The organism is Agrobacterium sp. 22-210-1, from assembly GCF_053522525.1.
This window is the reverse complement of the sequence record NZ_JBNWCI010000003.1, coordinates 144,400-161,339: the sequence shown is the minus strand read 5'-3', so window position 1 is coordinate 161,339 and position 16,940 is coordinate 144,400. Positions and strand designations below refer to the sequence as shown.

Sequence of the window (16,940 nt, the reverse complement as noted above, 5' to 3'; positions counted from 1 at the left end):
CCCGCCTCAACCCGATTACTGCTTCCAGTACTTGTCGGCATATCTCTGCGTCTCCGAGCGCATGTAACGAATGCTGTCCTCCGCACAGTCCTCCCAGGCAAATACGCAGTTCGACAGAACGCCACCGAATTTCATGTCGGCAAGCGTCGCAAAGAAGGTCTCCCAGTCGATTTCGCCCTGGCCGAAATCAGTGTGCTGATGCACCCTGACCTTTGAGCCGGGGGGATTGACGATGTAGCGCAGCTGAGAAGACTTGTTGTGGTCATAGGTATCAGCAAGGCGCACATGCACCAGATGGCCCTCGGTGGCACGGAGGTTAGCCACCATGTCCGGCCCGTAGAAGAACGTATGCGGCGCGATGAAGGAGGCCTTCACCGCCTTGGAGTTGATGGTCTTGATGATGTCGATGGCCGGCGCGATCTCCTCGATCCAGTCTTCGGGATGGGCCTCCAGCGACAGTACCAGCCCTTCCCGTTCGAGGATCGGCACCAGAATATCCATGGCGCGGAAGAACTGCGCTTCGCAGGTTTCCGGACGATGCAGGCCGGAACGGTCGTTAAGGCTGCGCTCCGGTGAACCGCCGCGGCCGAATTCCGAAACGAACATCGGGCATTCCATCTCGACGGCGATCTCGATGGCGCGTTTCCAGTTGTCGATCGCCACTTCCCATTCGTCCGCATAGGGGCTTGCCCAGCGATACATCGGTTGCAGCGTCGCAAGGCCGACACCATGGTCCTTCAGCGCCTTTTTGAACGACTTCACGCGCTCTGGATAAACCTTGGGACGAGTCCACCAAGACAGAAAATCGGGGCGTGGGGAAAGCTCTACGTAATCGTAGCCCAGTTCCGCGGTTTTCCGGCATGTTTCCTCAAGGGAAAGATGCCGGATCATGTGGGGGTCAAGCGCGTGTTTCATTGACGTTTTCTCTCCTTCCTGATTTCGACGCTCAGGCGGCCGACAATTTTGGCTGCGGGTCGTAAAAATCGGGGCGGCTGCCGATTTCGATTGGCACGATACCGCCCGAATGTTTGGCAACGACACAAGCATCGGCAGTCGCGGAGGCGAAATAGCCATCCCAGGCAGTCGGCCCGCGCACGACGCCAGCCTTCACGGACCCGATCCATTCCTGTAGTTCGACATCGTAGCTGTCTATAAAGCGCAACTTCCAGTCCTGCAGGATCTCGTGGCTGAGCTTTGCCTCCTTGCGCAACAGGACGCTCATCGGTTCAGGCAGATAGCCAATACCATCTTCACCGACGACCTGGCATTGAATGTCATATCCGTAGGGGCAATTGACGAAGATTTCGACGTCGATCCTGATGCCCTTCTTGGTTTCGAGCAGGATCATATGGGGATCGTCGAGATCCTTGCGGCTGTGACGTGTCTTGCGCGGCAAAACCACCTGCGCAGATACATAGTCATCGTCCAGAAGCCATCTGAGAACATCAATCTCATGAACAAATGAATCCGTGATCGCCATGTCCCCGGCGTAGACATCAGGAACCGACGGGTTGCGGTGCGCGCAATGCACCATCAATGGCGCGCCGAGATTGCCATTGTCGATTTGCTGCTTCAAAAGCCGGTAGCTTCGGTCGTAGCGGCGCATGAAACCGACTTGCACAAGATGGCGCCCGCTTGCGACTTCGGCGTTGACGATGTTGAGGCAGGCTTGCGCACTCGTGGCGAGTGGCTTTTCGCAAAAGACCGGCTTCCCCGCAGCGATGGAAGCAAGGACGAATTCCTCATGTGTCGGCCCCCAGGAAGTCACCACGATCGCATCGACCTGCGGATCGGCGATAAGTGCCTGACCACTGTCGAAGACGCGCGCCGCCGGAGTGATACTTTTAGCAACAGCCTCGGCCTGTTTTCTGTTGATGTCGTTGACGGCGACGACAGTTGCGCCAACCAGCCTGTTGTGAAGGCGCTCGATATGCTCCTGGCCAATCGCGCCAGTTCCGATAACACCGATTTTGAGGGTCATTTGATTTGTCCTGTCGAGGGATTTTCAGTCAAAGTCGCGCGGCAGCGCAAGTTTCAGGGTGGTCAGTGATTTCTTGACGCCGATCAGTGGCTCCATGCCGGCATCTTCCATCTCGAGGCTGACCGGGCCGTCGTAGCCAGTAAGACGGGCGACTGCGAAAAACTCCTTCCACCACTGCACATCATGGCCGTGTCCAAGTGCGACGTAGTTCCAGGAACGTTTTGCAATGTCGTTGATCCAATAGGTATCGATCAGACCATTGGCTTCGGCGAGCGTACGCTCCAACCTCACATCCTTGGCATGCATGTAGTGGATCGCATCGCCGAGCAACCGGACTGCTGCTATAGGATCGCCGCCCATCCACATGTGATGGCTGGGATCGAAGTTCATGCCGACAACCGGATCAACATGCTCTCGCAGACGCAGCATGTTGGCCGGATTGTGGATCATCGTTGCCCCAAGATTTTCGATGGCAATCTTGATCCCGCACTCCTTCGCTAGCTGTCCTGCCTTCTGGAAGTAGGGGATGAGAACATCGTTCCACTGATAGTCGAGAGCGGTCTCATGCTCCGGCAAAATGACGTGGGTGATCCAGTTTGGCAATTGATCGGTCGGTGTGCCGCCCGGGCATCCGGACATCATTACCACAGTCTTGACACCGAGCTTCTCAGCAAGGCGGAACGTCTTGTCGACAACGGCGCGATGATCGGCTCCGCTCGGGCCCGGATGCAGCTGATTACCTGAGCAATTAAGTGCCGAAATCGTCAGTCCGCGACGCTTGAGCGCATCAAGAAAATCGGAACGTGCGGTCTCGCTTGCAAGAAGTTCATCCAGCCGCAAATGCGGGGCCTTTGACCAGTTGCCACATCCTAGCTCAACGGCTTCAAAACCGAGGTTCGAAACTGTATCGATCATCTCTTCGAAGGAGAGGTGACCGAGAATGTCGGTCACAAGGCTTAGACGCATCATTTCCATTGGCTCCAAAAAATGCCTGTATGCTTTGCGCGCCGGGGCACCGCGCCCCGGCACGCGTCTTGGGGGGAATTACTTCTTCGCGTATTGGTCGACATTGTCCTTGGTGATTGACTCGAACGGCACGAGCTTTTCGGCTGGCGGCTGCTCGCCCTTCTTGATGGTTTCAACGACTTCGAAAGCGGCCTCCGCCTGACCGGCAGCGTTCTGGAAGATCGTCTGTGACATCTCGCCCGCCTTGATCGCATGAAGCGCATCGGGAACGCCGTCGACACCGGAGATCATCACACCTTTGAGACGGTTAGCAGCCTGAAGGGCCTGGAGAGCGCCGAGTGCCATCTGGTCATTCGCCGCAATGATCGCGTCGAACTTCGGAAAACTCTGGATCCAGTCCTCGGTAACCTTCATGCCTTCGGCGCGGTCGTAATTTCCGGAAAGGTTCGCGATAATCTTGACGTCAGGGCGATCGAGGCCTTCTTCAAAGCCCTTCATCCGTTCCTGCGAGTGGTAAAGGCCTGGTGTGCCCTGGAGATAAAGAATCTGCGCGTCCTTCGGCAGATTGTCCTTCATGTATTGAGCCTGCAGCTTACCGGCATCGATGTTCTTGGAGCCGACGAATGTCGATTTGCCGCCCGCCGACTGGATACCCAGGGCAATCACGGGAATACCGGCCTCATTGGCCTTCTCAACGCCTGGAACGATGCCCTCGTAGTCAACCGGGACCACAACGATCGCATTGACCTTCTGGGCGATGAGATTGTCGATCTGGTCAAGCTGCTTGCTGATGTCGTTATTGGCATCGGTGAACTTGACGTCAATGTCCTTGTCTGCCTTGGCAGCCTCGATAAAGGCCGTCTTACGCGCCATGACGAACACGTCCGTGTCTGCCATGTTGGCATATCCGACGACGAACTTGTCGGCTGCCGAGGCTGCGCTTGCTGAGAGAGCGGCTGCCGAGACGGCGCAGGCTAGGGCAATTTTCGCGATCAGTTTCATAGGGTCTCCTCCCGATTGAAATGGTGATGTCATTTGGTGGGGCGCTTTTGCGCGGACACAGAGGTCGCCCGCCGCCGTTTTCATCGGCGGCTGAGCCGCTTTTTCAGGCCTTCTTCTTTCTGCGGGCCGATTTGGTCCAGACATCAAGGATCACGGCCACGGCTATGATCAGTCCCTTGATGATCTGCTGCCAGTATGAGCTGACATTCATGAGATTGAGGATGTTGTTGATGACGCCGATGATCATCGCACCGACGATTGTTCCGGTTATCGTTCCGGTACCGCCCATCAGGCTGGTGCCGCCGACAACGACTGCCGTGATCGCGTCGAACTCATAGCCGACGCCGCCTGCCGGCTGACCGGAGTTGATGCGCGACATCAGGACGATACCGGCGACAGCACAAAGGATGCCATTGAAGATAAAGGCGCGCATGACTATGCTGTCCGGGTTGATACCTGACGCCCGGGCTGCGCGCTCATTTCCGCCAACGGCGTAGATATAGCGGCCGAACTTGGTCTTGTTCAGCAGGACCCAGGATATCAGGGCAAATGCCACCAGAATAAGCACCGAGATCGGAAACGGCCCGATGGATCCCTGACCGATGATCTTGAAGTCACCCAGACCTGAAACCGGGGCGCCGGCGGTGTAGAGCAGGACCGTCCCGCGCGCGACTGTCGTCATTGCCAGGGTCATGATAAACGAAGGGATCCGGAAAAATGTAATGACGAAGCCGTTGATCGCTCCTGTGACAATACCAACAGCAATGCCCGCAATGATCGCGAGCGTTATGCTGCCGGTCGTTGCCATCACGCTCGCGGAAATTACCCCACACAACGCCAGCACGGAGCCGAGCGACACATCTATGTGCCCGAGAATGATGATGAAGGTCACGCCGCATGCCAGCAGACTGACAACGACAACCTGCCGAAGTACGTTGGTGAGATTGGCTTCAGTCAAAAATGTCGGACTGAGAAACGACGCCAGAATGAATATCCCGACGAAAATCAGAATAGTGCCATATTTGCGATAGATATGCGCGAAATCGAGATCACTCAATCTCAGACGCGGCTTGGTATTGGTTGTCATCTGGTCAGTACTCATCAATGTCCTCCCGTAGCGAGGCGCATGATGTTTTCCTGATTCGCCTCGCTTCTTGTCAGTTCTCCCGCCACACGCCCCTCGCCCATCACTACGACGCGATCGCTCATCCCGAGCACTTCGGGCAATTCCGACGAGATCATGATGATGGCCAGCCCCTGTCGTGCGAACTCGGTCATGAGGCGGTGAATTTCAGATTTCGATCCGACATCGATGCCGCGGGTAGGCTCATCAAGGATCAGGAGCTTCAGATCTCCCAAGAGCCATTTGGCAAGAACGATCTTCTGCTGGTTTCCGCCGCTCAGGTTTTCGACAATCATCGCCGTATCGGGCGTCTTGATCTGCAGCATCTTGATCATACGCTGTGCAGCGGTCTCTTCCTGCCGCTCGCTGATGAAGAGGCCCGACGTGAACTTGCGAAGATTGGCAAGCGATATGTTTTCTCCCACGGATCGGCAGAGAACCAGACCTTCGGATTTTCGGTCTTCTGAAACCATGGCGATCCCGCTCGCGATAGCGTCAGCGGGAGACGTCAGCGTCAGAGCATTTCCATTGAGCCGGACCGAGCCTTCATCAGCGTTATCCAGACCAAAGATCACGCGCGCAACTTCCGTGCGCCCTGCGCCGATCAAGCCCGCCAGACCGACAATTTCGCCGGCACGCACCGTGAAGTTGACGTCATTGAACACGCCATGTCTCGAAAGGTTCTCGACTGACAGAACGACCTCGCCGATCGGGACTTCTTCCTTCGGAAAGATGTTGGAAATGGTACGGCCAACCATTTGTGAAATCAGTCTTGTCTCGTTGTATTCGGTAGCTGGCCCCGCGCCAACGAACTGGCCGTCGCGCATGACAGTGATGTCGTCGGCAATCTGGAAAATCTCATCCATCTTGTGGGTGATGTAGATAATGGCGACACCACCAGCCTTCAGATCGGCGATCTGTCTGAACAGCATCGCAACCTCCGTGTCGCTGATCGCCGACGTTGGTTCATCCATGATGACCAGCGACGCCTCGCGAGAAATGGCCTTGACGATCTCGACAAGCTGCATCGACGCGATGGAGAGGTCGCGCATCGGCGTCTCGGGATCGAACTTCAATCCGACGCGCGCAAGCAGCAACCGTGTATCGGTGTTCATCTTGCGAAAATCGACGAAGTGGGAAAACAGGCCCTTGCCTGCCACCATCGGCTCACGACCAAGGAAGATGTTTTCCGCAATCGTCATGTCCAGGATGGGGCTGAGTTCCTGGTGGATCATCGAAATACCCCTCTCAAGGGCACCCGAGGTGTCCTGTCCTGCCAGCTTTTCACCCTTGAAGAGAATCTCACCGCCATCGATCGAATAGGCGCCGCTCAGGATTTTCATCAGGGTTGACTTGCCGGCGCCATTTTCTCCAACGAGAACATGAACCGTACCGGGGCGAACCTTGAGGTTCATGCGATCAAGGGCAAGCACGCCTGGAAATGCCTTGACGATTTCGCGCATTTCGAGAACAAGGCCGCCTTTCGGCAAAGCGATATCGTTCGCACACCCGTCAGGATGCATCGTAATTGCGGCAGACATTTCTGCATTCCTCCCAAATCGCGTTTCCGCGACGATCCATTCTTATCGACGAATGGCTCCTCTTCCTTCGTGATAAATCACCACAACAGCCGCCATTCTGTCAATTTGGCACTGGACGAATCTCCCATAAACACCCATACTTACTTTCAAATTATGGGAGTTTTTATCCATGTCGCGCCCTACCATTTCAGACCTCGCAAAGGCCGCAAATGTTGGGATCTCGACCGTAGATCGCGTCCTGAACGGACGAGATCCGGTGAGACCCCAAACGGCTGAACGCGTGCTCGCCGCTGCTGAAAAAATCGGTTTTCATGGTGTGACTGCAATCAAGCGACGGCTTGAAAATGAGAAGCCGAGAGTGAAACTTGGCTTCCTCCTGAAGCAGTCGCACCGCAAGCTCTACCGAATGTGGGCAGAGGTTTTAACGAAGGCAGTCGAGACTTATCCCGAAGCCCACGGCAGAGCCATCATTCGCTTTGACGACGAACTGACACCTGAACAAACCGCCGATACGATGTTGTCGATGAGCCGAGAATGCGATGCCATCAGCGTTATCACCTCCGACCACCCGCAGATCAATCAGGCAGTCGATGGGCTAGAGCAAGAAGGCATTCCGGTTTTCACGATGATTTCTGATCTGACCGCTCGTGGTCGCACCGGCTATGTGGGCAACGATTGCGTCAAAAAGGGTAGAACGGCGGCATGGTTCATAGACAACCTGAACCCCAATCCGGGCAAGGTTGCAGTCTTTGTCGGAAGTCATCGATATCTTTCCCAGGAACTGTGCGAGATGGGGTTCCGATCCTACTTCCGGGAGAGCGCCCCGGACTTTCAGATGATGGAAACGCTTGGGACCCGTGAAGAGCCTGAAATCGCCTACGAGATTACCCAAAGACTTCTGAAATCAGAGGGCAACTGGGTCGGCCTTTACGTTGCGGGTGGCGGCATTACAGGGGTGATGCGCGCCTTACGCGAATGCGACACCACCTCATCCAACCGTCTGGTGGTGGTGGCTCACGAACTGACAAATGAGACGCGCGCCGGATTGGCCGATGGCGTCATAAAGGCGGTCCTGTCACATCCCCCGGTTCTGCTGGCGGAAACACTGGTACGCGCCATGGTCGATGCGCTGGATACACACAGAACGCCATCCGTCACGCAACATCTCCTTCCCTTCGAGATATTCACCGCAGCAAATATTTGACGCGTTATCCCTAGGCCGGGAAGAGCTTTCATGCTCTTGATGGGATACAAATCAGCGCGGCATCTGTCCTAGTATTCACCTCGCAAAGTTCATGTGTCCTGTTTCCGCAAAATTAGAATGTCACATTTCCCGGGTCTGACTGACCTCTGGGAGATTCCAGATAGGACTGATTACGATGAGCGAGCGCGATCTGCAGAGGGTCGAGGTTTTGTTAAAGGTGATTGCCGGTCGGATGACAATTCGGATGACAATGATCTCGGCGGCGCATGTGCTGGATCTCAGCATACGACAAGTCCGCCGGTCAAGCCTGTGGCTGCTGGAGCACATATGTTGCGTAGCATAAGTGCGCAATTACCCCTGTCTACCATCAGCTGATTCACGTTTTGTGTGTAAGCGTGGCGTGATGGCCGCCTACCGGCGCTGCCCTGGAGTGGGATAGTGTCCACCAAGTGCTAAGTGGACACTATGGCGGTATCCGATGTCAGGAATGAGCGAAGCGGCGAAGCGCGGTCGACGAAACTGGTCGCTGGAAGAGAAATGGCGGATTGTTGAAGAAGCGCAGCTTCACGGCAATTCGGTAGCGGAGGTGGCGCGCCGGCGCGGGCTCAACAGCAACCTGCTTTTCCGCTGGATACGGGCAGCCGAGGCCGAACAGCTCGGTCACCGGCCGGCATCCCTTGTGCTTCTGCCGCAACCCACCCTGGACTTCATTCCGATCGGCGTGTTTGGGCGCGGCGATGACGAAGGACCTGCGATGACAATACCGGTCGCCCCCTCTGCGACCGTTCCCCCGGTGGAGCGTTCGGCGCGGCCAAAATCGGTGTTGCCGACCAAGGGGCCGACATTGGACGAGCGCCCCGGCGTCATCGAAATCGATCTTGCCAATGGTGTTCGCGTTCGAGTTGACGCCTTCGTCAACGAGAAGGCTTTGCGGCGTGTTCTTGCAGCGTTGGGTGAGACGTCGTGATCCAGATTGCCGCTAGGACGAAGGTGTACCTGGCCTGCCGGCCGGTCGATGTGCGCCGTGGGTTCGATGGTCTGTCGGCGGAGGTCGTCAACACGTTGAATACCGATCCCTATAGTGGCCATCTCTTCTCTTTCGGGGGAAAAGAGGCGGCTATTTGAAAGCTCTTTATTGGGACGGAACCGGGATGTGCCTTTTTGCCAAGCGACTGGAGCATGGCAAGTTCGTCTGGCCGTCGATCGTCGATGGTGTTCTGCAGATGTCGGCAGCCCAACTTGCTCTGCTCGTGGAAGGGATGGACTGGCGGCGAACGCGGATGCCTGAGCCTCTGCCGAAGCCGGCGATGGCGTAATAACGCATTGTTTTTGCGGGTAAAACCGTAGCGGAACAAGACCTCTTGTGCTACAGAGACGCATGTCTCTTGTTGCTTCCGATCCGCTCGCCGAACTGGAGGAATTGCGTGCGTTGACCGCGCAGTTGCAGGCGGAGCTTTATGCCAAGAACCTCTATATCGAGAAGCTGAAAGCGCAGCTTGCGACCTTAAAGCGGGCCCGTTTTGGTCGCTCGTCAGAGAAACTCGATCGTCTGATCGAGCAGCTCGAATTGACGATCACCGACCTGGAGGAAAACGAGGCGCAGGCGGACGTCGAACAGACACAGGACCGTTCATCGGTCACGCCGTCCGCCGTTGCCGCGAAGACGAGGTCGTCCCTGGGGCGCAAACCCTTGCCGGCCCACCTGCCGAGCGAGACGATCACCCATCCACCGGCCTGTTCCTGCCCGAATTGCGGCGGGACCGTGTTCAGCAAGATCGGTGCGGATGAGCGCGAAGTGCTGGAATATGTGCCTTCGCACTTCAAGCGGGTCGTGCATCTCCGCCCGAAGATGAGCTGCCGGGCCTGCGAGACGATCGTGCAGGCGCCGATGCCATCGCTGCCCATCGAACGCGGCCGCCCTGGCCCCAACCTGCTCGCCCACGTCCTGGTCTCCAAATACTGCGACCATCTTCCCCTGCATCGCCAGAGCGACATCTATGCTCGAGAAGGCATCGACCTCGATCGTTCGACGCTTGCCGGGTGGGTCGGGGCAATGGCGGCACTGCTCAAGATCCTGAGTGACAGGATCGGCGCCCATGTCCGGGCAGGCGAGACGGTGCATGCCGACGATACACCCGTTCCGGTTCTTGACCCCGGCCGCGGCAAGACCAAAACCGGCCGCCTCTGGACCGTCGTGCGAGACGAGCGGCCGTGGAGATCGACCGCACCGCCGGCTGCTTTCTATGCCTACTCTCCGGATCGCAAGGGAGAACGTGCTCATCAACTGCTGTCGGACTGTCGCGGCTTTCTGCATGCCGATACCTATGCCGGCTTCGACAAGCTCTATGAGGCCCATGAGCTCACCGGCCAAACCCGACTGACGCAGGTGACCTGTTGGGCACACGCACGTCGCGATCTATACAATGAATTCCTTCGCAACCGCTCGTCGGCAGCCGAGCGCGCATTGAACCTGATATCGGATCTGTTTGCGATCGAGGCAGAGGTCAACGGCTCGGACCCACAGCTGCGGCTTGCCACGCGGCAGGCCAAGTCCGTTCCCGTGCTGGACACGCTGAAACGCCACCTCGATGCCACTCTCGCCCGGATCAGCGGCAAGAGCGAGTTCGCTAAGGCGATCCGCTATGCCACGTCGCGCTGGCAGGCCTTTACCGTCTACGCGACCGACGGACGCCTCGAAATGAGCAACAATGCCGCCGAGCGGGCAATCCGGCCTTTGGCCCTCGGAAGAAAGAATTATCTCTTCAGCGGCTCAGACGCCGGCGGTGAGCGGGCCGCCGTCATCTACACCATCGTCGAGACCTGCAAAATGGGCGGCATCAACCCGCACGCCTACCTCGCCGACATCATCAATCGCATCGCCGATCATCCCGCAAATAGGATCGACGAACTCCTTCCGTGGAACTGGTCCACCCAATCATAGTGTCCACTTAAATCCATAGTGGACACTATCCGGCTCCAGACCGACCGCTTCTGCGCGGTCATTACGCCACGCTTACTTTTGTGTCCTGCTATCAACAGAATGATTTTATCTCGTGATTTTCAGGCGAGCCATGATGGGCGGGATTTGTGCTTGCGCTGTGCTAGGCCCAAAACGCACGAAAGCCCTCCGCGAAGGGAGGGCTTTCGTATTGAATTTCTTTGTAAAATTTGGTTGCGGGGGCAGGATTTCATCTTAACTTGCGATCGTCGCAACCGTCTCACGCCCTTCTAAAATCACTTCCTACCAGCAACCATAGCGGACTATTTCGTACAGTTGCGTGACTGCGAAGTGCTAGCGCTCGGTGGTCGTTGGATCTGCGACCTGTTGGACCAGTCGGGCGTCGAGCGTTTCGAACTTGTTAGCGACATCAAGCTCGTAGACGCCCGGACCGATGTCGGAAGCAACCCTTCCGTCTGAGCTCTGCGGGAGGCGGCCGTAAATAGAAGCGAAGGCCGCGAAACCATCGTGGCCGGCTCCCGCCTGCGTGGCCAGATTAGTTATGTCGATCACGCGGAGATTTGAATTCCGCGCCTCGACGAGAACTTGGGGGTCATCGATGTCGGCTGCGCCGGCACGGAATTGCCCACCGGCGATAAACCTTGATATCGACAGCGCCTGATCCTTCTTGGAGACCAGAACGGTAACGGGGGAGCGCAGGCGACCGACGACCCGGAGTTGTTGAAGAAAGACTTCCGCGTCTATATCTGGCGCAGCGAGCGTGAGGTCGGTGAGCTTGCCGAGGGTGCGCCCGTCTTTGGCGATCCGGATTTGACGGACAGACTCCATTGTTAGCCAAGCCCCCATGCTGTGAGCGTAAAGTTTCATCCCCCGGACATGGCGGTCGCCGGCGACCCGCTCGACCACCCGGGCAAGCGCATCGCGGGAGAAGGTCACCGCATCTTTGTCTGCAAGATACCCGGTGATCGCTGCCTTCGAAGGCCATGAGAACAGCACTGCCGATTGCGCGACCTGGACGTCGGCGGTGAGTTGAGCCGTGCGGAACAGCGATTCCGGAAAGTTGTTGTTGAAGCCGTGGACAAAGATGGCGACGTCGCGGCCGAGCCCTTCTCCGCGTGCGGCAGTGGCCCCGACTTCCGCAAAGAACCGCCTTTCATCGAGGCGCTCGGACGAGATGATCGCGAAGTGCCGGGTCGGGTCCGGCACATCCACCGGCCATTCGATCTCGGTCGGCTGATGGTTCGGCGGAATGGAGACGACATAGCGAACGTAGGTAGTTGTGGCCGCAATCCGGTCGGTCAGGAAGGTTGATGCGCTCGGATCGGCTGCCCGCGTACTCGCCACGAAGATGGTAACCCGCTTCGCGCCCTCGACGGCAGCCACCTGAGCGAGGACGGATGAGCCGGGCCGCGAGGCGCAGGCGCACAATGCAAGTGCTAGCGCCGTGATCAGTGCGAGCGCCATGTATCGCCTGGATTGCTGTCCCCGCCTGATCGTCATCCTCTCCGCTCCTCATCCCACGGATCAGCCTGCGTCCGACACCCCGATCGTAGACTGATTTCCGGTCACGCAGCCCCAAGTAGTAATTGAATGACTTTACAGTCTCGCCGGAGAGGTGACTTCAGATCATCGCGGAACGCCATTTTTCAATCTTTCTACTGAGGTCATCGGTAGCGCGTGCGAAGTGCAGCAACCCGTGCATATGACTCCTTCTACCGTTCGATCGGGCGTCACTGTAGTCTCGCCGCGCGCGAAACTGTGTCCTGCAACGAGGAACGCGAGCGAGAGGATCGACGATTTGCAAAGCCTCGTTGAGATCGCGAATGCCGGTGCCAAATAATACGATTCTCACTTAGCTGGATAAGGCTCGATGTCCGTCGACCAATAGTGTTTAGCAATATTCTGGCTGTTGCGGATAACGTCGTAGGCGATATGCGGGTCGCCTCCTTGAAGAGTGTTCGGGTCAGCACCACACATCAAACAATACATTTGCTGATGAACGACGCTTGCAAAATATTGCAGAACCGGCGTGGCGTCCTCCTGGCCGATTGCTCGCAGGTCATGGGCAGCCTGTTCGATTGCCTTTTCCAAAACCTCCGAAACGGCAGCAGCCAACATCCTGTCCGCACGGCTGATGACGACAGCGATTTGGCGCTCAGCCGGGGTAAAATCAGATCCAGTATCTTTCATTGTTCACCTCACATATTGCCAGTGTACGTCACATGCTCTGCCACAGCGCTTACTCTGGCGGGGTGCTGAGAATCGACGGATAGCTTTTGCCGTCTGCGTCAACTCGCGGTCGTTGATGTGCCGAGCGAGTGCCTGTTGCTGCTGTTCACTCTCATCCTTGGAAACAGCCTCCTGACGTTCCCTTTCCTTCCGAAGTGCTCCCTCGTCGCTCGCCTTCCGGGCGACGACCCGAGAGGGCTCCCAACTTGCCGAGCAACCTTTCACCACGGTTAATATCGTTGGCGTCATAGGTTCGGTAGTCCTGCTATTTGCAATACTCCGTCACCAAACGCGGAACGCGTACCGCCCGGTTGCTTGCAATGGGAAACACCACGCCTTGCGAGGCCGATGCCCGGAGCACGGTATCCCGCTTGAAGTCATCAAAGAAGAAAACTGGTTCTTCCGCCTCTCTCGATATGGTGACCGCATCCTCCATCTCATCGAGACCGAGGAGCTTCGGGTCGTGCCGGCTCACCGGCGAAACGAGATACTTGCCTTGCTGCGGTGGGGACTCGAGGACATCAGTGTGTCGCGCAGTGCCGAACGGGCACGCGGCTGGGGAGTACCCGTGCCCGGCAGCGATGAGGTCGTCTATGTCTGGTTCGATGCCTTGGCGAACTACCTAACGGGGCTCGGCTACGGCTCCGACGAAACCCTGTTCGGGCGATATTGGGCGCAGCAAGGCGAGCGCATTCACTTCGTCGGAAAGGGGATATCCAGGTTCCACGCGATCTGCTGGCCGGCGATACTCCTTTCCGCTGGCCTACCGCTGCCATCGTCGATCTACCTTCATGGCTACCTGACCGCCAACGGGCGGAAGATCGGGAAATCGGCCGGCAACGGCATCGATCCCGATGGTCTCGTTCAAAACTACCGGACTCCGGACGCACTTCTGTATTACCTGCTCCGCCATATCCGTTCGGCCGATGATGGGGATTTCTCCGAAGAACGGCTCGAGGCTGCGTGGTCGGGAGAACTCGGCAGGCAGCTTGGAAATCTCCTCAATCGGGTTCTCACATTGCTGTCTCTCCACTCGTTGTCAGCGGAGTGAAGACCTCCTCTGGAGGGATTCTCTTGCCGCGGCAGACGGTAGTCATGATTCCGCGCTGGTGTTTCCGGCAGGTCTCCACACCAAACGGGACCACTATGCAATATCTTTGCTGCAGCGGTTTTGTCGTCTTCGCTTCAGTCGGCTCTGACGGCTTCAGTACAGGGAATGTCACTACCCTGCGCCGATCGTTAAAATACCTTGTCGGCAGCCGACTTCCCCTCACTAACAGAGGGCGTTCCAAATCGTTCGATAAGCATCTCGGTGAGGGTTCGCACTTTTCGAGAAGGGTACTGCCCAGGCGGCCTCACCACGAAGATGCCGGCCGGCGGAATCGGATGACGCGTCATGATCGGCACCAGCGCACACGAGCGAATATGATCCGCGACCAACGGCTCTGGCAAGTACGCGACCCCGACTCCGTCCAGAGCGGCCGCTACGAGAGACATTGCGTTATCAGCTATGAAGCGTCCCTGGGGCCGCACCGTGACAATTTCGTCGCCATCCATGAATTGCCACTTCTCCGCGTCCCGCATTACGACCTGATGCTTCACAATCTCATCCGGTGTCTCGGGGGCACCGTGAGCCTCGATATAGGCAGGACTTGCAACCAGCTTGCCAAAGATCGGTCCGATACGTCTTGCGACGAGGTTCGAGTCCGACAGATGCCCTAGCCGGATTGCGCAATCAAAACCCTCCCCCACAAGATCCACGAAGCGATCAGTATAGGAAGAAAGGATTTGTAGCTGTGGGTGTTGGCTGGCCATCCGGGAGAGGACGGGAGCAAAACAGGTCGGACCAAATGACAATGGGGCGGCTACGCGCATTCGGCCTCGAAGCTTGCCGGCGGGCAGGATCGTTTCCCGTACCAGATCCAATTCAGCTGAGGTTCTGGCTGCGTAATCGCGGAATGTGGCCCCTGCTTCCGTGAGCGCTATGCCACGGGTCGTCCTTGCAAATAGCTGTGCGCCGAGTTGTTCTTCTAGCCTGGTGATCCGCCGGCTGACCATCGACTTGGAGATGCCCAGTCGCAGCGCTGCAGATGATATTCCGCCTGCATCAGCAACTTCGACGAATATTCTCAGATCCTCAATTTCCACAAAGCGTTCCTTATTTTGCGACACGGCTTCACACGACCGGGGGCTACCAAGGCGAAGAAGCAAATGACAACGTCGGCGACGGTGTCTTTCCCGGGAGGGCATCTTCGCAACGTACCGCACCAACCGCGAATATAGGATTTATTCCATATTCTTTCGTAGCCGCTTCAACTCATTTCTCCGTCCATCGCACGCCGTGCCAGCGACGGAGGGCGGCGACCACTCATGAAAAATAATACAGGATGTGTCCATGCTTCGGTCCGTATCCAGGGCGCGATTACCGTTTCTCTCTCTTGCTGCCCTCGCCTTTGCTCAATGGGACTACCGCTCCGCCTTGGCAGATGATTCTGACCTGAAGCAGGAGAGGCCCTCGATAAAAGCCGACAGGTCGCGGGAGGACTGGTCGCTTCTCGTAGATCGGGAACTACGGACTGAGCCGCTGGACAGTCTCAAATACATTTCGTTGTTTCCTTCCAATCCTGACAGCTACATCTCGCTCGGGCTCAATCTGCGCGAAATCTTCGAAGTCAGTGATGCGCCGGCTTTGGGAACCGTGCGTGCGAATCCCGGAGACTCCTATTGGCTGCAGCGCGCGCAGTTCCATATCGATGTTCACCTGAATGAAAACTGGCAATTGTTCACACAGTTCGAGGATGTACGTGCGTTCAACAAAACGGTAGTCGGTCCCAACGACGCAAACCGATTTGACCTTCGGCAAGCATTCATCGGCTATACGCAAGAGACCGACAGCGGAACGTTCAGGGCAAGGGTTGGCCGTCAAGACTTTGCGTTTGACCTGGAGCGGTTCGTTTCGACGCGCGATGGGCCGAATGTCCGCCAGTCGTTCGATGCTGTCTGGGCCGGGTGGGAGACGGATGCGTGGCGCTTCTATGGTCTTGTCAGCCGACCTGTCCAGTATCGCGATGACCGCCCTTTCGATGATCGATCGAGTGGCGATGCGATGTTTAGCGGAGCTCGTGTGGAATGGCAGCTGTCGCCGGATATCGAGGCCTCCGCATATTATGCGCTTTATCAGCGCAAGGACGCCACCTTTCTTAGCGCATCAGGTGAGGAGGACAGGCATATCCTCAATATCCGGACGGCCGGCAAATATGCCGGTTTCGACTGGGACGCGGAAGCTATGGGCCAGGTCGGCAAGGTCGGCTCCGCCGACATTCTGGCCTGGGCCGTGGGGGCGAGGACCGGATATACGTTCGAGGATATCACCTGGTCGCCGCGGATCGGTCTGCAGTTCGACGTGGCGTCGGGTGACGGTGATGCGGGCGACGGCACGCTCGGCACTTTCAATCCGCTGTTTCCGAACGGCTTTTATTTCTCGCTCGGCGGTCATACCGGATACGCCAACCTCATCCACTTGAAGCCCTCACTCACTGTCCAGCCCCTGGAGGATCTGACCGTAATGGCTGGGGCCGGACTGCTCTGGCGACAGACGACACAGGACGCCGTCTATACCCTGCCAAACGTCCCCGTGGCTGGCACGGCGGGTCAGGGGCCGGCGTGGACCGGAGCCTATTTGCAGGTCAGGACGGACTACCGCTTCAATCCCAATCTCACAGGGTCGCTGGAGGCAGTCCATTACCAGGTCGGCTCGGCGCTTCGCGACGCCGGAGGCCGTGACAGCAACTATGTTCGAGCGGAATTGAAATACTCATGGTAGCGAATGCACAGCCCTACGCACCAACGCCACCGTTCGCCATACCGAACATTCAGGGACGGTGGATCGGTCGTCTGATTTGCAAAACGCGGTGTGTACGATGAGCAAAGCCGGG

At 57.3% G+C, this 16,940-nt stretch carries 13 protein-coding genes and 2 pseudogenes; 6 read left to right on the top strand and 9 right to left on the bottom strand.

Going from position 1 to position 16,940, the window contains the following annotated elements; translation table 11 throughout:
• Window positions 1–15 precede the first annotated feature (15 nt).
• From ACQZ5F_RS19040 to ACQZ5F_RS19015, 6 genes are all read right to left on the bottom strand, one after another.
• A complete protein-coding gene (locus ACQZ5F_RS19040; protein ID WP_448730714.1) occupies window positions 16–915 on the bottom strand; it encodes a sugar phosphate isomerase/epimerase family protein in 900 nt (299 codons plus the stop codon).
• Between the two features lie 31 nt (window positions 916–946).
• On the bottom strand, window positions 947–1,981 hold the full coding sequence (locus ACQZ5F_RS19035; RefSeq protein WP_225337926.1) for a Gfo/Idh/MocA family protein: 1,035 nt from the start codon (window positions 1,979–1,981) through the stop codon (window positions 947–949).
• Window positions 1,982–2,005: 24 nt separating this feature from the next.
• Window positions 2,006–2,956, bottom strand: a complete 951-nt coding sequence (locus tag ACQZ5F_RS19030) for a sugar phosphate isomerase/epimerase family protein (protein WP_448730713.1) — start codon at window positions 2,954–2,956, stop codon at window positions 2,006–2,008.
• A 69-nt stretch (window positions 2,957–3,025) separates the two neighbouring features.
• A complete protein-coding gene (locus tag ACQZ5F_RS19025) occupies window positions 3,026–3,949 on the bottom strand; it encodes a sugar ABC transporter substrate-binding protein (RefSeq protein WP_046802155.1) in 924 nt (307 codons plus the stop codon).
• 103 nt (window positions 3,950–4,052) lie between these two features.
• Complete coding sequence (locus tag ACQZ5F_RS19020; RefSeq protein ID WP_046802156.1) at window positions 4,053–5,051, bottom strand: ABC transporter permease; 999 nt, start codon at window positions 5,049–5,051, stop codon at window positions 4,053–4,055.
• Window positions 5,051–6,595 carry a sugar ABC transporter ATP-binding protein gene (locus ACQZ5F_RS19015; RefSeq protein WP_349506700.1) on the bottom strand — a complete coding sequence of 515 codons (1,545 nt, stop codon included), beginning with the start codon at window positions 6,593–6,595 and terminating at the stop codon, window positions 5,051–5,053. Before ACQZ5F_RS19015 ends, ACQZ5F_RS19020 begins: the two co-directional genes overlap by 1 nt.
• Before the next feature lie 187 nt (window positions 6,596–6,782).
• Between ACQZ5F_RS19015 and ACQZ5F_RS19010 the strand changes: the two genes are divergently transcribed.
• The 4 genes and pseudogenes from ACQZ5F_RS19010 to tnpC all read left to right on the top strand — a co-directional run bounded on the left by ACQZ5F_RS19010 (window position 6,783) and on the right by tnpC (window position 10,758).
• Window positions 6,783–7,817: a LacI family DNA-binding transcriptional regulator gene (locus ACQZ5F_RS19010; protein WP_225337929.1), complete on the top strand. Its 1,035-nt coding sequence runs from the start codon at window positions 6,783–6,785 to the stop codon at window positions 7,815–7,817.
• A gap of 487 nt (window positions 7,818–8,304) precedes the next feature.
• Window positions 8,305–8,784 carry an IS66-like element accessory protein TnpA gene (tnpA, locus tag ACQZ5F_RS19005; protein WP_225337930.1) on the top strand — a complete coding sequence of 160 codons (480 nt, stop codon included), beginning with the start codon at window positions 8,305–8,307 and terminating at the stop codon, window positions 8,782–8,784.
• Window positions 8,781–9,133 (top strand): annotated as a pseudogene (gene tnpB / locus ACQZ5F_RS19000) (IS66 family insertion sequence element accessory protein TnpB). The gene tnpA and the pseudogene tnpB overlap by 4 nt, the downstream one beginning before the upstream one ends.
• Before the next feature lie 62 nt (window positions 9,134–9,195).
• Window positions 9,196–10,758: an IS66 family transposase gene (tnpC, locus tag ACQZ5F_RS18995; RefSeq protein WP_225337931.1), complete on the top strand. Its 1,563-nt coding sequence runs from the start codon at window positions 9,196–9,198 to the stop codon at window positions 10,756–10,758.
• A gap of 351 nt (window positions 10,759–11,109) precedes the next feature.
• Here tnpC and ACQZ5F_RS18990 read toward each other — a convergent pair whose 3' ends face one another.
• Both ACQZ5F_RS18990 and ACQZ5F_RS18985 read right to left on the bottom strand, forming a co-directional pair.
• Window positions 11,110–12,240, bottom strand: a complete 1,131-nt coding sequence (locus ACQZ5F_RS18990; RefSeq protein WP_448730712.1) for an alpha/beta hydrolase — start codon at window positions 12,238–12,240, stop codon at window positions 11,110–11,112.
• Between the two features lie 384 nt (window positions 12,241–12,624).
• Window positions 12,625–12,966 carry a hypothetical protein gene (locus ACQZ5F_RS18985; protein ID WP_225337933.1) on the bottom strand — a complete coding sequence of 114 codons (342 nt, stop codon included), beginning with the start codon at window positions 12,964–12,966 and terminating at the stop codon, window positions 12,625–12,627.
• Between the two features lie 376 nt (window positions 12,967–13,342).
• Between ACQZ5F_RS18985 and ACQZ5F_RS18980 the strand changes: the two are divergent.
• Window positions 13,343–14,032: pseudogene (locus tag ACQZ5F_RS18980) on the top strand (class I tRNA ligase family protein); the annotation flags it as partial.
• A gap of 212 nt (window positions 14,033–14,244) precedes the next feature.
• Here ACQZ5F_RS18980 and ACQZ5F_RS18975 read toward each other — a convergent pair.
• Window positions 14,245–15,153, bottom strand: a complete 909-nt coding sequence (locus ACQZ5F_RS18975) for a LysR family transcriptional regulator (RefSeq protein WP_052818303.1) — start codon at window positions 15,151–15,153, stop codon at window positions 14,245–14,247.
• A gap of 247 nt (window positions 15,154–15,400) precedes the next feature.
• Here ACQZ5F_RS18975 and ACQZ5F_RS18970 point away from each other — a divergent pair, with 247 nt between their 5' ends.
• Window positions 15,401–16,828, top strand: coding sequence for an alginate export family protein (locus tag ACQZ5F_RS18970; RefSeq protein WP_225337934.1), 1,428 nt, complete (start codon window positions 15,401–15,403; stop codon window positions 16,826–16,828).
• Window positions 16,829–16,940 lie beyond the last annotated feature (112 nt).